Source organism: Streptomyces rubrogriseus (genome assembly GCF_027947575.1).
Taxonomy (GTDB): domain Bacteria; phylum Actinomycetota; class Actinomycetes; order Streptomycetales; family Streptomycetaceae; genus Streptomyces; species Streptomyces rubrogriseus.
The window spans coordinates 2,869,294-2,887,922 of the sequence record NZ_CP116256.1; the positions used below are offsets into that span (position 1 = coordinate 2,869,294).

General features: G+C 71.3%; 27 protein-coding genes. 14 read left to right on the forward strand and 13 right to left on the reverse strand.

From position 1 onward, the window contains the following. Nucleotides 1–85: 85 nt before the first annotated feature. Complete coding sequence (gene ku, locus Sru02f_RS13095) at nucleotides 86–985, forward strand: non-homologous end joining protein Ku (RefSeq protein ID WP_109030190.1); 900 nt, start codon at nucleotides 86–88, stop codon at nucleotides 983–985. On the opposite strand, the gene Sru02f_RS13100 is transcribed toward ku, so the two are convergent. Continuing rightward, entirely contained in the window at nucleotides 982–1,320 is a 339-nt protein-coding gene (locus tag Sru02f_RS13100) for a DUF6233 domain-containing protein (RefSeq protein ID WP_109030191.1), read from the reverse strand. The genes ku and Sru02f_RS13100 overlap by 4 nt on opposite strands. Before the next feature lie 45 nt (nucleotides 1,321–1,365). Between Sru02f_RS13100 and Sru02f_RS13105 the strand changes: the two genes are divergently transcribed. Together Sru02f_RS13105 and Sru02f_RS13110 are read left to right on the forward strand one after the other, a co-directional pair. Further along, nucleotides 1,366–1,590 (forward strand): LexA family protein, encoded by a 225-nt coding sequence (locus Sru02f_RS13105; protein WP_109030192.1) that lies wholly within the window; start codon nucleotides 1,366–1,368, stop codon nucleotides 1,588–1,590. A gap of 31 nt (nucleotides 1,591–1,621) precedes the next feature. Beyond that, nucleotides 1,622–1,819 carry a hypothetical protein gene (locus tag Sru02f_RS13110; protein WP_109030193.1) on the forward strand — a complete coding sequence of 66 codons (198 nt, stop codon included), beginning with the start codon at nucleotides 1,622–1,624 and terminating at the stop codon, nucleotides 1,817–1,819. Nucleotides 1,820–2,106: 287 nt separating this feature from the next. Here the strand turns inward: Sru02f_RS13110 and Sru02f_RS13115 are convergent, their stop codons facing one another. Continuing rightward, nucleotides 2,107–2,334 carry a hypothetical protein gene (locus tag Sru02f_RS13115; protein ID WP_109030194.1) on the reverse strand — a complete coding sequence of 76 codons (228 nt, stop codon included), beginning with the start codon at nucleotides 2,332–2,334 and terminating at the stop codon, nucleotides 2,107–2,109. Between the two features lie 9 nt (nucleotides 2,335–2,343). Further along, complete coding sequence (locus tag Sru02f_RS13120; RefSeq protein WP_109030195.1) at nucleotides 2,344–2,547, reverse strand: hypothetical protein; 204 nt, start codon at nucleotides 2,545–2,547, stop codon at nucleotides 2,344–2,346. Between the two features lie 85 nt (nucleotides 2,548–2,632). Here Sru02f_RS13120 and Sru02f_RS13125 point away from each other — a divergent pair, with 85 nt between their 5' ends. Continuing rightward, complete coding sequence (locus Sru02f_RS13125; protein WP_109030196.1) at nucleotides 2,633–2,812, forward strand: DUF7167 family protein; 180 nt, start codon at nucleotides 2,633–2,635, stop codon at nucleotides 2,810–2,812. A gap of 366 nt (nucleotides 2,813–3,178) precedes the next feature. Here Sru02f_RS13125 and Sru02f_RS13130 read toward each other — a convergent pair whose 3' ends face one another. Beyond that, a complete protein-coding gene (locus tag Sru02f_RS13130) occupies nucleotides 3,179–3,358 on the reverse strand; it encodes a hypothetical protein (protein ID WP_109030198.1) in 180 nt (59 codons plus the stop codon). A 34-nt stretch (nucleotides 3,359–3,392) separates the two neighbouring features. Continuing rightward, nucleotides 3,393–3,653 (reverse strand): GntR family transcriptional regulator, encoded by a 261-nt coding sequence (locus Sru02f_RS13135; RefSeq protein WP_109030199.1) that lies wholly within the window; start codon nucleotides 3,651–3,653, stop codon nucleotides 3,393–3,395. 166 nt (nucleotides 3,654–3,819) lie between these two features. Between Sru02f_RS13135 and Sru02f_RS13140 the strand changes: the two genes are divergently transcribed. Further along, complete coding sequence (locus Sru02f_RS13140; RefSeq protein WP_109030200.1) at nucleotides 3,820–4,158, forward strand: DUF6415 family natural product biosynthesis protein; 339 nt, start codon at nucleotides 3,820–3,822, stop codon at nucleotides 4,156–4,158. A gap of 206 nt (nucleotides 4,159–4,364) precedes the next feature. Here the strand turns inward: Sru02f_RS13140 and Sru02f_RS13145 are convergent, their stop codons facing one another. From Sru02f_RS13145 to Sru02f_RS13155, 3 genes are all read right to left on the reverse strand, one after another. Then, complete coding sequence (locus Sru02f_RS13145; protein WP_109030201.1) at nucleotides 4,365–4,988, reverse strand: GntR family transcriptional regulator; 624 nt, start codon at nucleotides 4,986–4,988, stop codon at nucleotides 4,365–4,367. A gap of 676 nt (nucleotides 4,989–5,664) precedes the next feature. Continuing rightward, the gene (locus tag Sru02f_RS13150; protein WP_109030202.1) at nucleotides 5,665–6,540 is read right to left on the reverse strand and encodes an undecaprenyl-diphosphate phosphatase; all 876 of its coding nucleotides are present in this window, start codon (nucleotides 6,538–6,540) and stop codon (nucleotides 5,665–5,667) included. 229 nt (nucleotides 6,541–6,769) lie between these two features. Next, entirely contained in the window at nucleotides 6,770–7,546 is a 777-nt protein-coding gene (locus Sru02f_RS13155) for a TVP38/TMEM64 family protein (protein WP_109030203.1), read from the reverse strand. Between the two features lie 49 nt (nucleotides 7,547–7,595). Here Sru02f_RS13155 and Sru02f_RS13160 point away from each other — a divergent pair, with 49 nt between their 5' ends. From Sru02f_RS13160 to Sru02f_RS13170, 3 genes are all read left to right on the forward strand, one after another. Beyond that, nucleotides 7,596–8,318, forward strand: a complete 723-nt coding sequence (locus Sru02f_RS13160; protein ID WP_109031399.1) for a DNA alkylation repair protein — start codon at nucleotides 7,596–7,598, stop codon at nucleotides 8,316–8,318. 281 nt (nucleotides 8,319–8,599) lie between these two features. Continuing rightward, nucleotides 8,600–9,778 carry an elongation factor Tu gene (tuf, locus tag Sru02f_RS13165; RefSeq protein WP_109030204.1) on the forward strand — a complete coding sequence of 393 codons (1,179 nt, stop codon included), beginning with the start codon at nucleotides 8,600–8,602 and terminating at the stop codon, nucleotides 9,776–9,778. Nucleotides 9,779–9,864: 86 nt separating this feature from the next. Then, nucleotides 9,865–10,710 carry a spermidine synthase gene (locus Sru02f_RS13170; RefSeq protein ID WP_109030205.1) on the forward strand — a complete coding sequence of 282 codons (846 nt, stop codon included), beginning with the start codon at nucleotides 9,865–9,867 and terminating at the stop codon, nucleotides 10,708–10,710. Between the two features lie 22 nt (nucleotides 10,711–10,732). On the opposite strand, the gene Sru02f_RS13175 is transcribed toward Sru02f_RS13170, so the two are convergent. Together Sru02f_RS13175 and Sru02f_RS13180 are read right to left on the reverse strand one after the other, a co-directional pair. Beyond that, complete coding sequence (locus tag Sru02f_RS13175; RefSeq protein WP_109030206.1) at nucleotides 10,733–11,758, reverse strand: hypothetical protein; 1,026 nt, start codon at nucleotides 11,756–11,758, stop codon at nucleotides 10,733–10,735. A gap of 76 nt (nucleotides 11,759–11,834) precedes the next feature. Continuing rightward, nucleotides 11,835–12,791 carry a hypothetical protein gene (locus tag Sru02f_RS13180; RefSeq protein ID WP_109030207.1) on the reverse strand — a complete coding sequence of 319 codons (957 nt, stop codon included), beginning with the start codon at nucleotides 12,789–12,791 and terminating at the stop codon, nucleotides 11,835–11,837. Nucleotides 12,792–12,875: 84 nt separating this feature from the next. Here Sru02f_RS13180 and Sru02f_RS13185 point away from each other — a divergent pair, with 84 nt between their 5' ends. Further along, nucleotides 12,876–13,313 (forward strand): DUF4442 domain-containing protein, encoded by a 438-nt coding sequence (locus Sru02f_RS13185; protein ID WP_109030208.1) that lies wholly within the window; start codon nucleotides 12,876–12,878, stop codon nucleotides 13,311–13,313. Nucleotides 13,314–13,401: 88 nt separating this feature from the next. Next, nucleotides 13,402–14,037, forward strand: coding sequence for a DedA family protein (locus tag Sru02f_RS13190; protein ID WP_109030209.1), 636 nt, complete (start codon nucleotides 13,402–13,404; stop codon nucleotides 14,035–14,037). 71 nt (nucleotides 14,038–14,108) lie between these two features. Here Sru02f_RS13190 and Sru02f_RS13195 read toward each other — a convergent pair whose 3' ends face one another. Beyond that, a complete protein-coding gene (locus Sru02f_RS13195; RefSeq protein WP_109030210.1) occupies nucleotides 14,109–14,636 on the reverse strand; it encodes a gamma carbonic anhydrase family protein in 528 nt (175 codons plus the stop codon). 107 nt (nucleotides 14,637–14,743) lie between these two features. Here Sru02f_RS13195 and Sru02f_RS13200 point away from each other — a divergent pair, with 107 nt between their 5' ends. Beyond that, nucleotides 14,744–15,547 (forward strand): acyltransferase, encoded by an 804-nt coding sequence (locus Sru02f_RS13200; protein WP_109030211.1) that lies wholly within the window; start codon nucleotides 14,744–14,746, stop codon nucleotides 15,545–15,547. Between the two features lie 30 nt (nucleotides 15,548–15,577). Here Sru02f_RS13200 and Sru02f_RS13205 read toward each other — a convergent pair whose 3' ends face one another. Then, the gene (locus tag Sru02f_RS13205) at nucleotides 15,578–15,703 is read right to left on the reverse strand and encodes a hypothetical protein (protein WP_280524885.1); all 126 of its coding nucleotides are present in this window, start codon (nucleotides 15,701–15,703) and stop codon (nucleotides 15,578–15,580) included. Nucleotides 15,704–15,857: 154 nt separating this feature from the next. Between Sru02f_RS13205 and Sru02f_RS13210 the strand changes: the two genes are divergently transcribed. Further along, the gene (locus Sru02f_RS13210; protein ID WP_174855016.1) at nucleotides 15,858–16,430 is read left to right on the forward strand and encodes a helix-turn-helix domain-containing protein; all 573 of its coding nucleotides are present in this window, start codon (nucleotides 15,858–15,860) and stop codon (nucleotides 16,428–16,430) included. 43 nt (nucleotides 16,431–16,473) lie between these two features. Further along, on the forward strand, nucleotides 16,474–17,031 hold the full coding sequence (locus Sru02f_RS13215) for a YbaK/EbsC family protein (protein ID WP_109030213.1): 558 nt from the start codon (nucleotides 16,474–16,476) through the stop codon (nucleotides 17,029–17,031). A 4-nt stretch (nucleotides 17,032–17,035) separates the two neighbouring features. On the opposite strand, the gene Sru02f_RS13220 is transcribed toward Sru02f_RS13215, so the two are convergent. Further along, entirely contained in the window at nucleotides 17,036–18,157 is a 1,122-nt protein-coding gene (locus Sru02f_RS13220) for a cation diffusion facilitator family transporter (RefSeq protein WP_109030214.1), read from the reverse strand. Between the two features lie 105 nt (nucleotides 18,158–18,262). On the opposite strand from Sru02f_RS13220, the gene Sru02f_RS13225 reads away from it, so the two are divergent. Further along, nucleotides 18,263–18,622, forward strand: a complete 360-nt coding sequence (locus Sru02f_RS13225; protein WP_003977520.1) for an ArsR/SmtB family transcription factor — start codon at nucleotides 18,263–18,265, stop codon at nucleotides 18,620–18,622. Nucleotides 18,623–18,629: the final 7 nt, after the last annotated feature.

Genomic DNA, 18,629 nt, shown 5'->3' on the forward strand with positions numbered 1-18,629 from the left:
GTGGGCGGGATGCTGCCGCCGCGCATGCGGGGCGCCGTGCCCACTCGTAGGCTGGCTGTGCTCGGGGCTGTCTCGGAGGTTCGTCATGCCCCGCACTATCTGGTCCGGCGCCATCAGCTTCGGTTTGGTCACGGTCCCCATCCACGTCGTGTCGGCCACCGAGGACCACAGCATCCACTTCCACCGGGTGCACCTGGAGGACATGGCCCGGGTGCGGACCCGGAAGGTGTGCGAGCTGGAGGACCGCGAGGTCCGCACCGACGAGATCGGCAAGGGCTACGAGATCGCCCGCGACCAGATCGTGCCCATCTCCGACGAGGAACTGCGGGACCTGCCACTGCCAACGGCCAAGGCGATCGAGATCGTCGCGTTCATGCCGTGGGAGTCGATCGACCCGATCCGCATCGGCGACGGCTACTACCTCGCCCCGGACGGGCAGGTCGCCGCGAAGCCGTACAAGCTGCTCCGCCAGGCCTTGGAGAGGTCGTTGCGGGTGGCGGTGGCCCGGTACGCCTGGTCCGGCCGGGAACGGTTGGGTCTGCTCCGCGTCCGCGACGAGGCGATCGTCCTGCACGCGATGCGCTGGCCCGACGAGATCCGCGACCCGTCGCCGCTCCTGCCGCCGCCGGTGGAGCTCACCGACGAGGAGATCGAGGGGGCGCTCGCCCTCATGGACACCATGACCCGCGACGACCTCGACGCTCCGGAGTTCCGCGACACGTACACCGAGGCCGTGGCGGAGCTGATCGAGGCGAAGCGCGAGCATCGCGAACCGCCGGCCGCGCCGGAGCCTGCCGCAGAGTCGGGGCAGATCGTCGACCTCATGGCCGCCCTCCAGCAGTCCGTGTCGAAGGCCAAGGAGTCCCGCGGCGAGAACGCCGAGCACGCGGACGTGCACGAGATGCCGAAGAAGCGGGCCGTGAAGAAGCCGGCGAAGAAGACCGCGGCGAAGAAGACGGCCCGGAAGCCGCGGAAGTCGGCCTAGCTCTCGAGGAAGCCGAGCGCACTGTCGGGCCGGCACACGTCGCACGGCTTGACGCCTTCGGTGATGGCGCGGCGGGCTTCGTCGAGGCTGATGCCGCGGGTGCGCTTGCCCTCGTTCCAGCAGTCGCCGACGTGCACCTGGACGGGCGGGCTGTCCGGGTTGAGGCCCAGCTCCAGCAGCCAGTCGGGTGGCTTCGGCCGGTCTTGGATGCCGCGCTGCCGTTCGGCTTCCCGCTGCTCGGCGATCCTGATGGCGGCCCGCACTTGGTCGAGGGTGAGGGCGAGCCACGTCTCCAGGGTGCGGAGTCGCGGCAGGTCAGGCGGCAGGTCGGTCACGCCTCCAGCTTGCCCCAAAAATCGAACACGTGCTCCCATCAAGGTATGGGCAGATACCGCGTCGACTACCTCACCCCACGGCAGGAGCAGATCCTCCGCGTCATCCGCCAGGTCATCACCGACGACGGTGTCGCCCCTACCGTCGCCGAGATCGCCGACCAGGTCGGCATGCGGTCCTGGTCATCCGTCCACTACCAGCTGCGCGAGCTGGAAACGAAGGGCGCCATCGTCCGCGAGCCCCACCAGCCGCGCGGAATCCGGCTCGCATGATGACCTGCATGACGACGCGCATGAAGCTCGCATGACTGCCGGCCGCTACCGGGTAACCGTCACCATCGACGGCGAGCCGCTGCTCCAGGGCTGGTGGGACGACGAGATGGTGGCCCGCGGCAAGTACACGTCGTGGATCGGCGAGCACGGCAGCCGGCTGGGAGCCCGCGTCACCCTCGTGGATGAGGGGACGGGGGAGACGTTGACGGAGTGGCCAGACCCTGCCTGATCTGCTGCCATGCTGTCGGCTATGAGCGTCCGCCCGTTCCCGTCTGCTGCTCGCGCCCGCCGTCAGGTGATGCGCCGCCACGGCAATCAGATCCCCGCCCACCTGCTGCCCGCACCGCGTGACCCGCATGGCGAGCCGGGCGTGTACGTGCTGTCGACGCGACGCCCCGGCACTGTCAGCGACCCCTCGTAGACTGGTCTGATCCGTTGCTGGCACTAGCAAGCGCGGGTTTGTAGTGGCTGAGCTGAAGCGGCCCCGTCTGGTCACGCAGACGGGGCCTGCTGCTGTCAGGCCGCGTCGACCTCCGGGTGTCGGACGGCTTTCTTCGCCGCCATCTCCACCTCGTACCGGCTCGTCCCTTCGGCTGCCGCGTGCTCGACGACGGCGGCCTGGAAGGTGTCGGCGGCGTCTCGCCATGCGGCGCGGGTGTCGGCGTCGGGGTTGGCGGTGTAGGCGGCGTGCGCTTCCTCGGCCAGCCGCTCCAAGTTCACAAGATCTTCGAAGGTGTGTGCCACCCGGGGATCCTACGTGGCGTCGGCGGGTGGCTCGGGTGGGGCTGGCCGTCGCGGGTGCTCGGCACTGTCGCGGCGGACGTACCACTCCATGAAGCGGCGGATCTCTGCTGACCGGTCGCTGTCCACGCGTGCCGTGGCGTCGCCGAAGTCGGTCCAGAGTTGGTCGTCGACTCCGCGCACGCCGCGCAGCTTCTCCCGGTGTTGATTCGCCATGCGGCAATCATGCCCGGGTGGTTGACCACCCGTCTAGGGGGTGCGAATATTGGGGTGGTTAACCACCCTCTAGCTGGGAGTAGAGATGGCGAAAGTCCTGAAGGTTGGCGTCGAGATGGGCGGCCTGAGTGACGAGGACACGGTGCCGCTGCCTGACAACTGGGACCAGATGAGCGAAGACGAGCAGGGGAAGTGGGCTGACGAGGTGCTCGACGTTCACCTCTCCAACAACGTCAACGCGTGGTGGAACGTGGAGGATGAGTGATGGAGGCGCCTGTGGCTAGCCGACCTCTCCGTTGCACGAAGTGTGCTGGGCAAGTCAGCGTCGTTGAAGACGTCTCCGGAGTTGTCGACTGGGGGCTCGCCCTCGTGGACGACGACGGCACGGTTCGACCCGCCGTCCAGTACATGGAGTTCCAGCGAGGCGACCCCATCCGCGCTCGCGCGGTCTGCACGGATCCGGAGTGCGGCCACGAGTGGACGCTCCGTCGGCGCTTCGATCCCCTCCGGGGCGAGGAGCCAGCGGCGAGTTGGTCGCCCGTCACCGGCACTGGATGGCGCTAACAGATCGCAGCAGGATCGGTGAGTGAAGCCCCGGCCAGGGAAAGTGGCCGGGGCTTCGTCGTGCACTCTACGCCGCTGTGGTGATCTCGTCGCGGACGGCGGCCACCCACTCGTCCCGCAGCTCCTCATACCGGGCCCGCGTCGGCCCCCACAACCAGCCCCCGGTCGCCTCCAACAGGACGCGGATCTCCGCATCCACGGCCGCAGCAGACCGCAGCCCGGGGTGCGGCGAAGAGGAAGGCGGCATGCCCACGATCCTACGGCGACGGTCTGACAGGCGGCTACGAATCGGCGGAGCGGTCGGCAATGTACGTGCCCTTCGCGGGCAACGTCACCACAAGCCCTCGCTGCCGCAGATCCTCTACGGCTCGCCGAATGGTGCCCACGGCTACTCCGGCCTGTTCGGCCATCTCCCGCTCGCCCTCCAGGCGGGCGCCCGGCCGCAGCTCACCGGCTTCAATGCGGCGCGCAATCCAGTCCGCGACCTGCTGCCACGCATACACGGGCCGGGTCGGGTCGACGACAGGCTCCTGATCACCCATGAGTGGAACGTAGAGAGGCCTACCGCGCCACGCCTCCGCAGGTAGCGGCGTGCTGCTCCATGTAGCGGTATAGAGCAGTAGGCAGCGGTACCCTGCAATTGCATGCAGTGCCCCGGCGGCCGTGCGACCGACCCCGGGGCTGGCCGACACCCTGGGAGCGTCGACGATGACCAACCCTACGGACCACCCCACCATTCAGGAACGGGACGTCCAGCAGTTACTCGACGATGCCGCAGCCGCAACCGGCATCCTCCCTACCATCGGCCAATGCCAGCAGCTCAACGACGAACTGCGCCGCCTCCTCGCCGACCTCGACCAGCAGGTGCGGCATCGGCAGACGGGTCTCACGGCACGGTCTCGCGACTGGTACGCCGCCGACCGGCTCCTCGTCGATACGGGGGCGGTGCTGGCCGAAACGATGGGGCTCGGCCTGCTGTCCGCGGCGACCCATGTCGCGGCCCTCGGCCGGCAAGCCGCAGCCGTCCTGCGATGGCTCGAGGTGTAGCGGGCTGCGTGGCGGGTCAGTAGACGCGGGTGGATCGGGGTCGACTGCCGGAACGTTTGGCCAACGCTTGACCTGCGGTGATCGTTTCGCACGGGGCGCGTTTACATCGTTGAGAAATGTTCAGTGGACACGCTTCCCTCTTCAACAAAACTGAGCTTTACTCTGGGTTCCGGCATATGCACAGTCGGGCAGCACGGGGCGGGCGGCTACATGCCGGACGCTAGACGGATCAGCCACCGATCCATCGGCAGGATGAGGTCAGCAGTCTCCAGGGGGCGACCGGAATGGTCGAAGCGAGTGCGGACGACACGGAACGCCAACGTGTCCACCAGCAGACCCAACGCGTGCGCCTGCTCCTCCGCCAACTCCACACACCCCAGCTCCGCCGTGTACGAGACGTGCGACTGACGCCGGCCGCGCCACCAGGACGACACCAGCATCGCCGACCTGCCCCCAGGGTCCAGGCACTCCACCGTCTCGTGCCGCAAGGACGCACCCACGTCGACGCCAAGACGGGCAGCCAATTCCACCGTGGCGGGCCGCGGGCGGGTATCGGTGGTCTCGCTGGAGAACGGCCAGGCGGCGTCCGCATCCGTGAGAGTGCGCATAGCTGGAGGATGCGCCACATACACGGCCCGGCGCTCCTCGCCCGCCAAAACGCCCTGACGGCGCAGATGCACATAGGCGAGGCGAACGGTTTGAGGGTTTACGCCGAGTTCGGCAGCTAGCTCGGCACGCGACGGCAGATCCTGACCCGGCCGCCACTCGCCTGCGGCGATACGGCGCCGGATGTCAGCAGCGATACGCCGATACCGCGCATCCTCTGCCATCCGAACCCCTGACGATCATGACGTGGAGTCAGACGCTATGAGGCGGATGGCAAGCTGGATATATCCAGCCCAGGCGCGCCAGCCCAGGCAGGCGCACGGCAACTGAACAGAGAGACTTCGGCACCCGCAGCATTCAGGTGGCTGCGGTTGCCGCAGAGCCCCGACCGCCGCCCTGCGAAGGAGTGCACACACGCAGGGCTAGACGTGCTCCAGTGCACTCGAACGCCTGTTCACCTCTTCGGGTGAACTCGCCCAATCGAGTGCGTTCGTCTTCGGCCGACGGGCATCAGCACAGTTCACCCGCTAACCCTCAGGAGGTAACCCACGAGCCGCCACGCCCACCGACACCAGTTACGCGCCGCCCGCTGACAGGACGGCGCTCACCCTCCGGAAGTCCTCAGCCGCAAGGCACCGAGCTACCCACTCGGGACTTCCGCCAAGATCGGCCCGCGACTACCCCCAGTGGTCGCCGGCCTTGAAGCCGCCCTCCGGGATCGCTGGCCCTACCTCCCAAGTAGGCGCTCCCGGAGGGCGGTGTTCGATTCTCCACCCTTGCCGTGGGAGAACAGTGGGAGAACCGGGCCGCAAATCGCTCCAATCCTCTACGCGATTCCGCGAGAATCTACGCTGCCCTCCATGCCAATAGGCACTCGCAAACCTGCACCTACAACCCTGGCTAGTGCGCCGACTCGGCCGCATGAGGACTCAGCACACCCACGCTGACCAGCACAATGATGACGACGCCGAGCGCGATGCGGTACCAGACGAACGGCATGAAGCTCTTGGTGGAGATGAACTTCATGAACCAGGCGATGACCACGTACCCGGTGGCGAAGGCGATGACCGTGGCGAAGAGCGTCGGTCCCCAGGAGACGTGGTCGCTCTCCATCGCGTCCTTCAGCTCGAAGACGCCGGAGGCGAGCACCGCGGGGATCGCGAGCAGGAACGAGTACCGGGCGGCCGCCTCGCGCCGGTAGCCCATGAAGAGGCCGCCGCTGATCGTCGCGCCGGAGCGCGAGACGCCGGGGATGAGGGCCGCCGCCTGGCACAGGCCGTAGATCAGGCCGTCCCGCACGCCCAGGTTCTCCAGCTCCTTGCGCTGCTGGGGAGCGCGGTGCCGGCCGCCCTTCTCGTCCCGGGCGGCCATCCGGTCGGCGATGCCGATGATCACGCCGACGACGATCAGCATCGTCGCGGTGATCCGCAGGTCGCGGAAGGGGCCCTCGATCTGGTCCTTCAGCGTCAGGCCGAGCACGCCGATCGGGATCGAGCCGACGATCACCAGCCAGCCCATGCGCGCGTCGGGGTCGTGGCGCATCGACTTGTCGGTGAGGGAGCGCGTCCACGCCGCGATGATCCGCCCGATGTCCTTGCGGAAGTAGATGAGCACCGCGGCCTCGGTGCCGATCTGCGTGATCGCCGTGAAGGCCGCGCCCGGGTCGTGCCAGCCGGAGAACGCCGCGGTCAGCCGCAGGTGCGCGCTGGAGGACACGGGGAGGAACTCGGTCAGTCCCTGGACGAGTCCGAGGACGAGGGATTCAAACCAAGACATGGAGTTGCGTCAGTCCAAGTGGCGATCGGAGAACGGCGGGGAACGGTCGGCGGACACGCCGAACCGTCGCGTGCGGTGATCGGGACCTGGCGTGCCGTGGGGCAGCGTAGCGCCCCGAAATGAACCCCGGACGACGGGGGTGAGCGGGCCCGCTGTCGCTCTCCCTCGACGGCATCGACCTCTTCGAGGTCGACGAGGTCTTCGCGAGCGGGCCTCGTCGACCATCAGCTCAGCGCGCGCTCAGCCGGTGCCGCTTGCGCCAGGCCACCACCGCGCCCGCGAGCCCCGGCAGGGCGATGCAGGCCAGCGCGATCAGGAAGGCGGGGGAGGTCGGCGTCGAGGCACGGGCGCCCGCGACGACGTAGGCGGCGGTGTTGGGGATCGAACCGAGCCCCGTCGCCAGCAGGAAGGGGAGCAGACCCATGCGGGACACGGCCGCGCAGTAGTTGGACGCCGCGAAGGGCACCCCCGGGAACAGCCGCATCGCCAGCATCGTCCGGAAACCGTGCCGGCTCAGCTGCCCGTCCGCGGCCTTCAGCCACTTGCCCCGCAGCAGCGGGCGCAGCGCCTCCTGGCCGAGGACCCGGCCGAGGCAGAAGGCGACCCCGGCACCGAGCACCGTCCCCGCCAGCGCGGAGGCCAGCCCCAGCTGCGAGCCGAACAGCGCGCCGGCCGCCAGGTTGAGCAGCGGACGCGGCACGAAGGCGACCGTGCACAGCCCGTACGCCACCGCGTACGCGACGGCCGCCGCGGCGCCCCCGAGCTGAGGCGGCCAGCCGTTCGTCAGCAACTGCTGCGGCTGGAACAGCACCACCGTCGTCGCGGCCGAGGCCAGCAGGGCGACGAGCAGGGAGAGCCGGGACCACGGCGACAGCAGCACTCTCGTCACACGCGCGGCGAAGCCGGTCGGAGCGACCGGTCCTGCGGCGGCGACGGCGAGTTCGGCGGCGGCGGTCCGGGGAGAGACCGTGGCGGTGCCCCCAGAGCGGGTGGTGGCATCGAGCATCCGGTGACACTAACCGACAAATGTGTGTGATCGCCGTATGGTGCGTCTCATGAGCGTCACAGCCCGGCCGATTCCGGACGCGCCGCCGAGCACCCTCGCCGACACGGTACTGGAGCGGATCACCCTCGAATACCCGTCAGCGGCCGACCCGGGGCGGGCCGTCGGGCTCCGGGCGTACATGAAGGACGTGGCGCCGTTCCTGGGCATGACCTCGCCCGTTCGCCGCTCCCTGTCCCGCACCGTGCTGGCGGGGGTGCCCCGCCCGGAAGAGTCGGACTGCACCGCGGTCGCGCTGCGCTGCTGGCGGCTGCCCGAGCGCGAGTACCACTACTTCGCCGTCGACTACCTGCGCCGGTATGTGACGCACTGCTCGTCCGGATTCCTGCCCGTGGTGCGGTACCTGCTCACCACGGTCCCCTGGTGGGACACGGTCGACCTGCTCGCCGCACACGTCGTGGGGGGCCTGGTCACCGCCGACCGCGGCCTCACGGCCGACATGGACGCCTGGATCGAGGACGAGGACCGCTGGCTGGTCCGCGCGGCCCTCCTCCACCAGCTGCGGTACAAGGAACGCACCGACACCGACCGCCTCTTCGGGTACTGCCTGCGCCAGTCCGGCCACGGCGACTTCTTCGTCCGCAAGGCCGTCGGCTGGTGCCTGCGCGAGTACGCCAAGACCGACCCGGACACCGTGCGCGCCTTCGTGGCCGAGCACCGCGCGCGCCTCGCGCCGCTGTCCGCGCGGGAGGCACTGCGGACCATCGGCCCGTAGCGCCGGACCGGGACCGGTACCGCTCTCGAACTGCCGTTCCATCAAAAACCATTCGACGTGCGACGAAGCGTCGGCGATGATCTGCCTCATGTTCCGGTACGCCTTCCACCTCGCAGCATCCGCGGTCGCGGATGCCCCGAAGGCTGCCGTCGCCCACTTCACCGCCGCAGTCGACGGCGCCCGAAGCTGACCCTCCCCGGATCGTCCGGCGGACCCCGCAGGGGGAGGGTCGGCCGGCCCCAGGGGTCCCCACCACCGCCACGAGGCTTCGAGGTACCGCCATGTCCAAGACGGCGTACGTCCGCACCAAACCGCATCTGAACATCGGCACGATGGGCCATGTCGACCACGGCAAGACCACCCTGACCGCCGCCATCACCAAGGTCCTCGCCGAGCGCGGGGCCGGCGGCACCACCCAGTACGTTTCCTTCGACCGCATCGACCGTGCCCCCGAGGAGGCGGCGCGCGGCATCACGATCAACATCGCGCACGTCGAGTACGAGACCGACACCCGGCACTACGCCCACGTCGACATGCCCGGCCACGCCGACTACGTCAAGAACATGGTCACCGGCGCCGCCCAGCTCGACGGGGCGATCCTCGTCGTCTCCGCGCTGGACGGGATCATGCCGCAGACCGCCGAACACGTGCTGCTCGCCCGGCAGGTGGGCGTCGACCACATCGTGGTCGCGCTCAACAAGGCCGACGCGGGTGACGAGGAGCTGACCGACCTGGTCGAGCTGGAGGTACGCGAACTGCTCACCGCGCACGGCTACGGCGGCGACGCCGTGCCCGTCGTACGGGTCTCGGGGCTGAAGGCCCTGGCGGGCGACCCGCGGTGGACGGCCTCCGTCGAGGCGCTGCTCGACGCCGTGGACACGTACGTGCCCATGCCCGAGCGGTACCTGGACGCGCCGTTCCTGCTGCCGGTGGAGAACGTGCTCACCATCACCGGTCGCGGCACCGTCGTCACCGGCGCCGTCGAGCGCGGCACCGTGCGCGTCGGCGACCGGATCGAGGTGCTCGGCGCGTCCGTCGAGACGGTCGTCACCGGCCTGGAGACCTTCGGCAAGCCGATGGAGGAGGCACAGGCCGGGGACAACGTGGCGCTGCTGCTGCGCGGGGTCGCCCGCGACACGGTGCGCCGCGGGCAGGTGGTCGCCGCACCCGGCAGCGTCGTCCCGGCGCGGCGTTTCCGGGCCCGGGTGTACGTGCTCCCGGCGCGCGAGGGCGGCCGCTCCACGCCGCTCACCACCGGATACCGGCCGCAGTTCTACATCCGCACCGCGGACGTGGTCGGCGACGTGGACCTCGGCGAGGAGGCCGTCGCCCGGCCCGGGGACACCGTCACCATGACGGTCGAGCTGGGGCGGGACATGCCGCTGGAGACGGGGCTCGGCTTCGCGATCCGCGAGGGCGGCCGCACCGTGGGGGCGGGGACCGTGACCGCGGTGGAGTGAGCGCGCTGGGTGAGCGCGCTGGGGCGAGCGCGGCGGGGTGTGCGCGGTGGAGCGGGCGGTCCGCCGGGCACCGGCACAATGGGCGGGTGAACGAAGCCATACCCGTCAGCCGGGTCACCGACCACGGCACCGCCAAGCTCATGCCCGACGTCGACCGGGCACGGGCCTGGCTGCTCACCGTGGACGGGGCGCCGCAGTCGTACGTCGACCTGGACGAGCCGGCGCACCTGGAGTTCGAGTACACGCGCCGGCTCGGCCACGTCCTGGACACGGTCGCCGAGCCGGGGCGCGCGCTGGACGTCCTGCACCTGGGCGGCGGCGCGTTCACCCTGCCCCGGTACGTGGCCGCGACCCGGCCCGGCTCGCGGCAGGACGTCGTGGAGGCCGACCGGGGGCTGCTCGACCTGGTCGCCGAGCACCTGCCGCTGTCGCCGGGCGCGGGCATCACCGCCCACGGTGCCGATGCCCGCGCCTGGCTGGCGGCCGCCCCCGCGGACTCGGCCGACGTACTGGTCGCCGACGTCTTCGGGGGCTCACGCGTGCCCGCGCACCTGACGTCCCTCGGCTATGTGCGCGAGGCGGCCCGGGTCCTGCGCGCCGACGGCGTCTACGTGGCCAACCTGGCCGACGGGGCGCCGTTCGGCTTCCTGCGCGGTCAACTGGCCGGATTCGCCGCCTTCTTCGAGGAACTGGCGCTGATCGCCGAACCGGGGGTGCTGCGCGGGCGCCGCTTCGGCAACGCGGTGCTCGTCGCCGCGCACCGGCCGCTGGACACCGCGGCGCTGGCCCGGCGCACCGCCGCCGACGCCTTCCCGGCCAGGGTCGAGCACGGGCCCGCCCTGCGGGACTTCGTCGGCGACGCCCGTCCGGTGCGGGACGAGGACGCCGTACCGTCGCCCGAGCCGCCGGCCGGGGCGTTCGGCATCGGCTGAGCGACGCGACCGGCCGGTGTGCCTAGGACTCGGTCGGCGGTTCCTCGGTGAGGCGCACGGTGGCGAGGATCTTCTGGACCGTCGCCTCCGGGATCTCCTCCTTGACGCCCTTGGGGCCGTAGAGGTTCCAGGTGACGAAGTCGCCCGCGCCGTTCTTGAACGCGAAGGTGATCGCCTTGCCCTCGGTGTCGCACTTGCCCTTCTTGGGAGCGCCCTCCGAGTGCGCCGTGATGACACTCCCCTTGATGCCCGAAGCGGTGGTGTACGGCTTCGGCTTGCCGTACTTCACGCTCTTCTTGTCCGGCTCGGTGTAACCGCCGTAGATCCACCACGGCACCCGTGTCTCGGCCGCCTGGTCGGTGGTCTTGGCGCCGCTCTCGCCGCGGGTGCCCGTGGTGGCGAGGGCGGTGGTCTCCTTGCGGCCGTCCTTGTTCTCGTCGGTCGTGCACCACTCGGACTTCAGGTAGGCCGGAGCGGTGACCGTGGTGCGGTCGGTCTTCCCGTCCTCCTCCCACTCGAAGCCGACGCTGGTGTCGGTGCTGTCGATCTCCCAGTCCGCGGGCACGTCGAACATGGTGCCGAAGCGCGGGTTGGCGACGACCTTCCAGCCGTCGACGGTGGCCTTCGCGCCCTCGCCCCCGCGCGGGTTCTCGTCGGAGCCCGACGCGCTCGGGTCGGCGGTGGGGGACTCGGACTTCTCCACGGTCGGGCTCGCGGACGTCTTCTTGTCCTTGCCGTCGTCCGCCTTGTCGTCCTTGTCACCACCGAGCACCAGGAAGCCGGTGACGCCCGCGGCCACGACCACGGCGAGCGACGCGACGATCGCGACCAGCTTCGTCCGGTTGCCGCCACCTCCGCCACCGCCGCCCGTGGCCGGCTGCGGAACGGTGGCCGGCTGCGGCGTGCTCCACTGCTGCTGGCCGTACGCGCCGGGCTGCTGCTGGTAGCCCGGCTGCTGATACGGATTCGGCTGCTGGTACCCCGGCTGCTGGTACGGATTGTTCTGCGGGTTCTGCTCGCCCCCGGGCGGCTGCTGTCCTGGCCACATGAGCAGTCACCCTAATGCCGCCCAGGAAACGATTCGGTCACCGACCCTTGTCAGGGACGTACCGAAACCCGGAAGCCTAGGCGTCCGAAGGGGTGTACTCCCTGACGGTGGCCAGAATGCTGCGCACGGTGGCGTCGGTCACCTCGTCGGCGACGCCCGCGGCGCCGAAGAACGACCACGACACGAAGTCGCCGTCGGCGGACTTGAAGGCGAAGGTGGTCGCCTTGCCCTCCACGTCGCACTTGCCCTTCTTCGCCACCCCGGCCGACCGGGAGGTGGCCAGGCTGCCCTCGATGCCGGAGTCGGTGGTGAAGGGCGTCACCGGCCCCGTCGAGACCTTGTCCCGGTCCGGCTGGGCGAAGGCCCCGTAGACCCAGGTCGCGGAGTCGGTCCTGGCGATCTCCTCGGTGCTCCGGGCGCCGTTGTTGCCGCGGGTGCCCGCACTGGCCAGGGGCGTGTACTCGACCGAGCCGTCCCGGTCGCCGTCCGACCCGCACCACTTCTCCTTCAGCACGGCGGGGGCCTTCATGGCGACCAGGGGCTTCTCGTCGGGGTCGTCGTCCTCGGCGACGTAGGTCACCCAGTCGCGGGACTGCGGCACCCAGGACGCCGGTACGTCGAAGGCGAGGCCGTGGTCGGGGTTGGCCACGACGGTCCAGCCCTCGACGGTGGCCTTCGGGGCGCCGTCCCCGCCGCGCGGGTCGTCGGCGGGGGACGCGGACGGCGCGGAGGCGGACGGAGAGGAGGCGGTGGGGCCGGGCCGTGCCCCGTCGTCCTCGCCGCCGCCCAGGAGCACCGCCCCGGTCACCGCGGCGGCGACCACCACGACCGCGGCCGCGACGATCGCCACCACCTTCGTACGGCCGTCGCCGGGCCCCCGGCCGGCCGGTCCGCCGGACGCGACGGTGGGGGCGTTCCAGGGCGCGGGCTGCTGCTGTCCCGGGTGCGGCTGCTGCTGGTAACCGGGCTGCCGGTACGGGTTGGGCTGCCGCGGGTCCGGTCCGCCGGTGGATGACTGCTCTCCTGGCCACATGGGCGCACAGCTTACGGCGATCTTCACGGGTGCCTGGCCCTGGAAGCTACTCGCGGGTAACCTGCCTCCATGAGCGCAGATCAGATGTCGATCGGCGAGTTGCTCGCCGCCACCGTGCCGATGGTCCGGACCCTGAACCTCGAGTATCTGGAGACCACTCCGGAGAAGGCCGTCCTGGCCCTCCCGGACCAGAGCGAGTACCGCAACCACGTTGGCGGACCACACGCCGGAGCCATGTTCACGCTGGGCGAGTCGGCCAGCGGTGCGATCGTGCTGGCCGCCTTCGGCGACCAGCTCTCCCGGGCCGTGCCGCTGCCGGTCACCGCGGAGATCGCCTTCAAGAAGATCGCCCTCGGCCCGGTCACCGCCACCGCGACCCTCGGCCGCCCCGCCGCGGAAGTCGTCGCCGAACTGGACGCGGGCAGCCGGCCCGAGTTCCCCGTGAGCGTCGCCATCCAGCGCGAGGACGGAGCCGTCACCGGTGAGATGACCGTCATATGGACCCTGCGCCCCAACAGCTGACCCCCGCCGACCCGGTACGCTTCCCGGTGCGCCTCGATCGAGACGCACCGGGAACAGGTATCGGGTTCGCGAAGCGGAGGGTGGGGCGTTGCACGTCCAGGAATGGCTCGACACGGTGCCCGCGGCGGCCGTCTACGCCGTCGTCGGACTCGTCATCGGTCTGGAGAGCCTGGGCATTCCGTTGCCCGGCGAGATCATCCTGGTGTCGGCGGCCCTGCTGTCGTCGCAGCACGGCGGGATCGACCCGCTGGTCCTCGGCGCCTGCGCCAGCGCGGGCGCGGTGATCGGCGACTCCATCGGGTACGCCATCGGCCGCAAGGGCGGCCGGCCCCTGCTGGCCTGGCTGGGCAGGAAGTTCCCCAAGCACTTCAGCGAGGGGCATGTCGCCACCGCCGAGCGGTCCTTCCAGAAGTGGGGCATGTGGGCCGTGTTCTTCGGCCGCTTCGTCGCCCTGCTGCGGATCTTCGCGGGCCCGCTGGCCGGTGTGCTGCGGATGCCGTACTGGAAGTTCCTGATCGCCAACGTCCTCGGCGGCATCGTCTGGGCGGGCGGCACCACCGCCGTCATCTACTACGTCGGCGTCGTCGCGGAGGACTGGCTCAAGCGCTTCTCGTGGCTCGGCCTGGTGGTGGCGGTCCTGATCGGCGTCGCCTCGATGCTGATCGTCAAGCGCAGGGCGGGCAAGGCCCACCTGGAGCCCGAGCCGGTCACCGCCGGGGAGTGAAGCGCCCCGACAGGGGCGCGGGGAACTGCGCGGGCGACCACAGACAACCCGCAGCCGGCCTCCCGCAGGAGCTACCCCACCGCTTCCCCGTGCTGCCGAGCCAGCGCCGCGTACATCGTGCCGTTCAGCGTGACCCCCTGACGCTCCTCCTCCGTCAGCTCCCGCCTCACCTTCGCCGGCACCCCCGCCACCAGCGACCCCGGCGGCACCCGCATCCCCTGCGGGACCAGCGCCTGGGCGGCGACCAGTGAACCGGCGCCGATCACCGCGCCGTTGAGCACCGTGGCACCCATGCCGATCAGGCAGTCGTCCTCGACGGTGGCGCCGTGCACCACGGCGTTGTGCCCGATGGAGACGCGCTCGCCGACGGTGACGGGGAAACCGGGGTCGGCGTGGAGCGTGCAGTTGTCCTGGACGTTGCTGCTCGCCCCGACGGAGATCCGCTCGACGTCGCCGCGCAGCACCGCGCCGTACCAGACGCTCGCCCCGGCGTGCAGTGTCACGTCCCCGACGACCGAGGCGGTCGGCGCCACGAAGACCTCCGCGTCCACCTTCGGGTCCTTGCCGCCGATGCCCGTGATCAGCGCCTGCTGCGTCATCTTCGCCTCCTGCTCGGGTGTTGTACGGCACCGTACGCCACCCGGTGGGGTGAAGATCACAGCATGGTGCGGTCCTGGCCGCGGCGCGCGCGGTCTACCGTGAGCGGGTGCCCCACCGCAAGAACACGTTCTCGTCCTGGCGGAGCCGCCTCGCGCAGAAGGCCGTCCACGCGGGCTGGGCCTGGGTGCAGCGCACCGGTTCCGTCACCGCCGCGCACCCAGGGCGGTTCCGGTTCGGCGCGCTGGGCACGGGCACCCGGCTCGCCTTCCCGCTCGGCACGGTCTTCGGCGAACCCTGGATCCACGTCGGCGCGCACTGCATCATCGGCGAGCAGGTCACGCTGACCGCCGGGCTCATGCCCGACCTCGACCTCGGTCCGGAGCCGATCCTGCGCATCGGCGACGGGGTCGTCCTCGGCCGCGGCAGCCACGTCATCGCGGACACCACCGTCACCATCGGCAGCGACTGCTACTTCGGCCCGTACGTCTACGTCACCTCCACCAACCACTCCTACGACGATCCGCAGCAGCCCATCGGCAAGCAGTGGCCGCGGATGGACCCGGTGGAGATCGGCCCCGGCTGCTGGATCGGCACCGGCGCGGTGATCCTGCCCGGCGCGCGGATCGGGCGGAACGTGGTCGTGGCCGCCGGTGCCGTGGTCCGGGGCACGGTCCCCGACCACGCCGTGGTGGCGGGCGCCCCCGCCCGCGTCGTACGGCGCTGGACACCGGCCGAGGGCTGGCAGCCGCCGCTGCGGACCCCGGCTCCGGTGCCGATCCCCGACGGGATCACGCCGGGGCAGCTGCGGGAGCTGTCGAAGCTGGACGACGAGGCGGTGGCCCGTCTCGCCGAACTGGACGACCCGGAGCGGGCCTCGGGCAGGCTCGCCGAACCGGCCGCGGAGGGCTGAACGGGCGCCAGTGCCGGGCGGGCGTCGGCCTCAGCCCGTCGCCAGCAGCAGTGTCCCCACCAGCGCGAGGCCCGCGCCGGCCGCCTGCGCGGCACGCAGCCGATCGCTCGGGAACCCCCGCGCGGCCAGCGCGGTCACCACCGGCCAGGCCCCCACAGGACGCTGGTGGCCAGGGCGAACAGCGCTGTCATGATCCGGTCGCCTCGCAGTACAGTTCGGTGGACCTTCGGGTGCAGCAGACCATAGTTCGATCCGCTGCACCACGTCATTCAAAATAATGTACGCACCTGTACGAGTCCCTGGACGGAACGTGGCGGACCTCGACCTCCTGACCCAGTCCCTGGCGCGCAACGTCAAGCGCTGGCGCGGCGAACGCGGCTTCACCCTGGAGGCGCTGGCCGCGCGCGCCGGGGTCAGCCGCGGCATGCTCATCCAGATCGAGCAGGCCCGCACCAACCCCAGCCTCGGTACCGTCGTGAAGATCGGCGACGCCCTCGGCGTCAGCATCACCACCCTGCTCGACCGGGAACAGGGGCCTGCGGTCCGCGTCGTTCCCGCCGACGAGGCCGTCCGCCTCTGGCACACCGACGCCGGCAGCTTCAGCCGGCTGCTCGCCGGGGTGGAGGCGCCCGGCCCGCTGGAGATGTGGGAATGGCGGCTGATGCCGGGCGAGAGCAGCCTCTCCGACCCGCACCCCACCGGCACCGTCGAGCTGGTGCACGTCACCTCCGGCGAACTCGCCCTCACCGTCGACGGGGTGACCCACCACGTGCCCACGGGCGCGAGCGCCTCCTTCGAGTCCGACACCCCGCACACCTACGGCAACGAGGGTGACGCGCCGATGGAGATGATCATGGCGGTCTCGGTGCCGCCCGTCCGCTGAGACGGCCGCTCACCGGGGCTCGGGCGGTTGTTAGCGTGCCGCCATGCACGCACCCATCGGGAACTTCGACGGCGCCACGCCCGCCCCGGACCGCCTCGACGCGCTGACCCGCCCGGTCGCCGACGCCGTACGCCACTGGAGCGGCACCGTACCCGCCGACCAGATCCTCTACGTCGACACCGAACCGGACTGGGCCGACACCGCCACCTTCGTCGAGCACTACGGCCGTGAGCTGCTCGAACAGTCCGCCAACTGCGTGGTGGTCACCGGCAAGCGCGGCGGCGGCACGACGCTCGCCGCCTGCGTGGTCCTCTCCACCACCCGGGTCGACGTCAACGGTGTCGTGCGCCGCCGGCTCGGGGCGCGCAAGGCATCCTTCGCGCCGATGGACACGGCCACCGGGGAGACCGGCATGGAGTACGGCGGCATCACCCCGGTCGGCCTGCCCGCCGAGTGGCCCGTGCTGGTGGACTCGGCCGTCGTCGACCTGCCGTACGTCCTCGTCGGCAGCGGACGCAGGCGCGGCAAGCTGCTCGTGCCGGGCAAGGCCTTCGCGGAGCTGCCCGGCGCCGAGGTGCTGGAAGGACTGGGCGTCGCCTGACCCGTCACGCGGGGGCGTGGTGGGCGAGCGCCAGGTGCGGATCCGCCTCGCCCGGGGACGGCGCCGGGTCGGCGTGGACCAGGGCGGCGGACAGCCGCGGCACCGCGTGCAGCAGGGCGTGTTCGGCCGCCACGGCGATGCGGTGGGCCTCGCGGACCGTCGCCTCGCCGTCCACCACCAGCGCCACCTCGGCGCGCAGCCGGTGCCCGATCCAGCGCAGCCGCAGCTCGCCCACCCCGCGCACGCCGGGAACCTCGCCCAGTACGCGTTCGGCCCGGTCCACCAGCGCGGGGTCGACGGCGTCCATCAGCCGCCGGAACACCTCGCGCGCCGCGTCCCGCAGGACGAGCACGATCGCGGCCGTGATCGCCAGCCCCACGACCGGGTCGGCGAGCCGCCACCCCAGTGCCGCGCCGCCGGCGCCCAGCAGTACGGCCAGGGAGGTGTACCCGTCCGTGCGGGCGTGCAGGCCGTCGGCCACCAGCGCGGCGGAGCCGATCTCCCGGCCCACGCGGATCCGGTGGTGGGCCACCCACTCGTTGCCGGCGAAACCGACCAGGGCGGCCACCGCCACCGCCGGGACGTGTGCGACCGGGCGCGGGTCGAGCAGCCGGTCGACCGCCGTCCACGCCGCGAAGACGGCGGACGCGGCGATCGTCAGCACGATCACGATGCCCGCCAGATCCTCCGCCCGCCCGTAGCCGTAGGTGAAGCGCCGGGTCGCCGCGCGCCGGCCGAGGACGAAGGCGATGGCCAGCGGAACGGCGGTCAGCGCGTCCGCGGTGTTGTGCACCGTGTCCCCGAGCAGCGCCACCGATCCGGAGGCCACGACCACGGCCGCCTGTGCCAGCGCCGTGGCGCCGAGCACTGCCAGCGACACCCACAGCGCGCGCAGCCCGCGGGCCGAGGCCTCCAGGGCCGGGTCCAGCTTGTCCACGCTCTCGTGGGAGTGGGGTGTGAGCCGGTGGGCGAGGAAGTGCGCGAACCGGCGCCATCGGGCGGCGGGGGAGCGGTCGTGGTGGGGGTGTCCGTCGTCGGGGTGATCGTGCTGGAGGTGGTCGTGGTGATCGTGTTGGTGCTGAGGGCGGTCCTGGTGATCGTGATGGTGCCGGTGCGGGTCGCTCATGGGTGCCCCTTCCGGTGCTCGGTGCCGGGCGTCTTTCGGTGTCCGGCGGCCGGTGTGTCGGTGCGACGGGTGGACGCGCGCGGTCCGTCCCGCCATTATGTGCGTATGAGCGCACGCATGCACCTGTCACCTGCGGACGATGCGCACCCGCGTACACCGGGCGAGGAGCAGTTCGCCCTCGCCGCCGAGATCCTCGCGCTGCTCGGCGACCGCACCCGCCTGACCCTGCTGCACGCCCTGACCGGCGGCGAGGCCGACGTCACCACCCTCACCGAGGCCTGCGGGGCGGCCCGTCCGGCGGTCAGCCAGCACCTGGCCCGGCTGCGCCTCGCGGGGCTGGTCGGCACCCGCAAGGAGGGGCGCCGGGTCGTGTACTCACTGCGCGACGGACATCTGCGCCGCCTGGTCGACGAGGCGCTGAACGTGGCCGACCACCGGCTCGGCGACCGGCCGCTCCACGACTGAGCGACCT